This is a genomic window from Neisseria sp. HMSC065D04 (assembly GCF_001815675.1).
Taxonomy (GTDB): domain Bacteria; phylum Pseudomonadota; class Gammaproteobacteria; order Burkholderiales; family Neisseriaceae; genus Neisseria.
Map to the genome: position 1 here is coordinate 37,438 of NZ_KV821496.1, position 3,791 is coordinate 41,228.

At 54.1% G+C, this 3,791-nt stretch carries 3 protein-coding genes; all 3 read left to right on the forward strand.

Going from position 1 to position 3,791, the window contains the following annotated elements; all coding sequences use genetic code 11:
* Positions 1 to 75: 75 nt before the first annotated feature.
* The 3 genes from HMPREF3050_RS04170 (at position 76) to HMPREF3050_RS04180 (ending at position 3,684) form a co-directional block, all read left to right on the forward strand.
* Positions 76 to 819 carry an epoxyqueuosine reductase QueH gene (locus tag HMPREF3050_RS04170; RefSeq protein ID WP_003762794.1) on the forward strand — a complete coding sequence of 248 codons (744 nt, stop codon included), beginning with the start codon at positions 76 to 78 and terminating at the stop codon, positions 817 to 819.
* A gap of 146 nt (positions 820 to 965) precedes the next feature.
* Positions 966 to 2,189: a nicotinate phosphoribosyltransferase gene (gene pncB, locus HMPREF3050_RS04175; RefSeq protein WP_070773612.1), complete on the forward strand. Its 1,224-nt coding sequence runs from the start codon at positions 966 to 968 to the stop codon at positions 2,187 to 2,189.
* 253 nt (positions 2,190 to 2,442) lie between these two features.
* Positions 2,443 to 3,684: an NAD(P)/FAD-dependent oxidoreductase gene (locus HMPREF3050_RS04180; RefSeq protein ID WP_070773614.1), complete on the forward strand. Its 1,242-nt coding sequence runs from the start codon at positions 2,443 to 2,445 to the stop codon at positions 3,682 to 3,684.
* The last annotated feature ends 107 nt before the right edge of the window (positions 3,685 to 3,791 follow it).

A 3,791-nucleotide genomic window follows, 5' to 3' on the forward strand; every position in this document is an offset into this window, starting at 1 on the left:
CGCCGTACTGGTTTAAATTTAATCCACTATAAAACCCAAAGGTCGTCTGAAACACCGAAACGGAACACCCCGATTATGAACGACAAAACCAGCCCCATCGTTACCGACATCAACCGCCCCGTCCTCGTCCCGCCCGGCGGCCATAAAAAAGTCCTGCTGCATTCCTGCTGCGCCCCGTGCAGCGGCGAAGTCATGGAAGCCATGCTCGCCAGCGGCATCGACTACACCATCTACTTCTACAACCCCAACATCCACCCGCTCAAAGAATACATGTTGCGCAAAGAAGAAAACATGCGCTTCGCCGACAAATTCGGCATCCCCTTCATCGACAAAGACGACGACTACGAAAACGACCGAAAAGAATGGTTCGCCAAAGCCAAAGGCATGGAATTCGAACCCGAACGCGGCATCCGCTGCACCATGTGTTTCGACATGCGTTTCGAAAAAGCCGCCCAATACGCCCACGAAAACGGCTTCCCCGTCTTCACCAGCTCGCTGGGCATTTCCCGCTGGAAAAACATGGCGCAAATCAACGACTGCGGCCACCGCGCCGCCGCACCCTACGACGACGTCGTGTATTGGGATTTCAACTGGCGCAAAGGCGGCGGCAGCGCGCGCATGATCGAAATCAGCAAGCGAGAACACTTCTACCAGCAGGAATACTGCGGCTGCGCCTACTCCCTGCGCGACTCCAACGCCCACCGCAAATCGCAAGGCCGCATCCCCATCAAACTCGGCGTGCTGTATTACGGCGACGAATCCACACAATACGAACCCTCGCCTGACGGACAGGCAGCCAAAATCGTCGTGGACAAATAATTGATATCGGTTTTATATGAAGAAAAAGGTCGTCTGAAAGATTTCAGACGACCTTTTCAACGCTTCTCCAACCAAAAAAAGTAACACCCGTCCGTCTAACCGTGTTCTAATAATGCTTTACATTTACGCTGAACGAGAGAAAAGCCATGACCGCACCTCAAACGCCCGTTATCCGCTCCCTGCTCGACACCGACCTGTACAAGTTCACCATGCTTCAGGTGATACTGCACCAATTCCCCCAAACCCACAGCCTTTACGAGTTCCGCTGTCGCAACAAAGACATGGTTTACCCGCTTGCCGACATCCAAAGCGACTTGGAACGAGAACTCGACGCGCTCTGCCAACTGCGCTTTACCCACGACGAACTCGATTACCTGCGCAGCCTGCGCTTCATCAAAAGCGACTTTGTCGACTATCTCGAACTCTTCCAGCTTCAACGCCGCTTCGTCAAAGTCAGCCCCGATTCAGAAGGTCGTCTGAATATCCGCATCGAAGGCCCTATGATTCAGGCGATGTTCTTTGAAATCTTCATCCTCGCCATCGTCAACGAACTCTACTTCCGCCGTCTCGAAACCCCCGCCGTCATTGAAGAAGGCGAACGCCGCCTCCAAGCCAAAGCGCAACGCCTCAAGGAAATCTCCGCCGCGCAAAACCCCGACGATCCGCCGTTCCTCATCTCCGACTTCGGCACCCGCCGCCGCTACACCCTCGATTGGCAGGAACACGTCATCCGCACCCTGCTTGAAGCCGCCCCCGACATCGTGCGCGGTACCAGCAACGTTTATCTCGCCAAAAAAATCGGCATCACCCCCATCGGCACGATGGCGCACGAGTTCCTCCAAGCCTTCCAAGCCCTCGATGTGCGCCTGCGTAATTTCCAAAAAGCCGCCCTCGAAAGCTGGGTACACGAATACCGCGGCGACCTCGGTATCGCACTGACCGATGTGGTCGGCATGGATGCCTTCCTGCGCGACTTCGACCTCTATTTCGCCAAACTCTTCGACGGCCTGCGCCACGACAGTGGCGACCCTTATGTATGGGGCGACAAAGCGCATGCCCACTATAAAAAACTCAAAATCGACAGCCGCACCAAAATGCTGACTTTCTCCGACGGGCTGGACATTGAACGCTCATGGGCATTGCACCAATATTTCAAAGACCGTTTCAAAACCAGCTTCGGTATCGGCACCAACCTCACCAACGACATGGGCCATACCCCGCTGAACATTGTTTTGAAACTCGTCGAGTGCAACGGTCAATCCGTCGCCAAACTCTCCGACTCTCCGGGCAAAACCATGACTACCAACAACACCTTCCTCGCCTACTTGCGTCAGGTGTTTGACGTTCCCGAGCCGAAGACGGAGGATTGATTAACTGAAAACGGCAAAAGGTCGTCTGAAAACCTTGATTCGAGGTTTTCAGACGACCTTTTTATCAGACAAATTGACAACAAAACCATCCATGCCAAGCCACAATCCGCCCTATCCCGATATAGGGCTGTTGTCGTTTATGCAACCATTTCATCTTAGTCATGATGTCGCCTTTAAAATTCATTTCAGATAAGTCTATTAAGGAGTAAAATAGCGCCCGTTTTATTTTGTTATGTTTTGAAAGTATATTTAAATGTCCGCACCTCAATTCGATGTCGCCGTGATCGGCGCAGGTCCTGCAGGCTCGGTAGCATCCGCCCTGCTTCACAAAAAAGGTTATAAAGTCTGCGTATTGGAAAAACAGCACTTTCCGCGCTTCGTCATCGGCGAAAGCCTGCTGCCGCACTGCATGGAAATGCTGGAAGAAGCCGGATTTGCCGACGCCGTACACGCCGAACCCAGCTTTCAGTTTAAAAACGGCGCGGCGTTTTCATGGGGCAGCCGTTATACCGAATTTGATTTCACTGATAAATTTTCAGACGGCCCCGGCACGGTTTACCAAGTGCGCCGCGGTATTTTCGACAAAATCCTGATTGACGAAGCCGCCAAACAAGGCGTGGAAGTACGTTTCGGACACGGCGTGACCGCGTTCGACAACAGCGGCGACCTTGCCCGTTTGAGCGTGGAAGCCGACACGGGCGAGAGCTACGAGCTGACCGCAAAATTCGTATTGGACGCCAGCGGCTACGGCCGCGTGCTGCCGCGCCTGTTGGACTTGGAAACGCCGTCGCACCTGCCGCCGCGCCAAGCGCATTTCACGCACATCGACGACAACATCACCCACCCGAAATTCGACCGCAGCAAAATCCTGATTACCACCCACCCGCAACACCGCGACGTGTGGATTTGGCTGATTCCCTTCGGCGACAACCGCTGCTCCATCGGCGTGGTCGGCACGCCCGACGTACTCGCGGGCGAATCGGAAACGGTGTTGAAAAAATTTGTCTACGAATGCCCGATGCTGAAAGAAATTCTGGACAAAGCCGTCTGGGAAAACGACTTCCCGTTCCGCTCCATCCAAGGCTATTCCGCCAACGTAAAATCGCTGCACGGCAAACATTTCGCGCTGTTGGGCAATGCCGCCGAGTTCCTCGATCCTGTGTTCTCATCAGGCGTAACCATCGCGCTGCACTCCGCCAAACTCGCCGCCGACCTGTTGGCAAAACAGCTTGAAGGCGGCACGGCAGACTGGGATGCAGAGTTTGCCAAACCCTTGGTGATAGGCGTGAACGCGTTCCGCACTTACGTCGACGGCTGGTACGATTTCCGCTTCCAAAACGTCGTATACGCGCCCAACCGCAGCCCTGAAATCAGCCGCATGATTTCTTCCATTTTGGCAGGCTACGCATGGGATACTGAAAATCCGTTCGTGGCGAAATCCGAACAGCGCCTGTCCACGCTGGCGGCTTTGGTCGGCGATCTGAAAATCGAATAAAGGGGCAACCGACGCCCTTTCACAACCGCTTCCGCCCCGGTACGCCAATCGTTATCCACCGGGGCAAGCTGTTTTATAGTGGATTAACTAAATCAGGACAAGGCGAC

Excerpts from the sequence above, each read along its gene's own strand:
- HMPREF3050_RS04170 (WP_003762794.1), top strand. The coding sequence starts at position 76 with ATGAACGACAAAACCAGCCCCATCGTTACCGACATCAACCGCCCCGTC.
- pncB (WP_070773612.1), top strand. The coding sequence starts at position 966 with ATGACCGCACCTCAAACGCCCGTTATCCGCTCCCTGCTCGACACCGAC.
- HMPREF3050_RS04180 (WP_070773614.1), top strand. The coding sequence starts at position 2,443 with ATGTCCGCACCTCAATTCGATGTCGCCGTGATCGGCGCAGGTCCTGCA.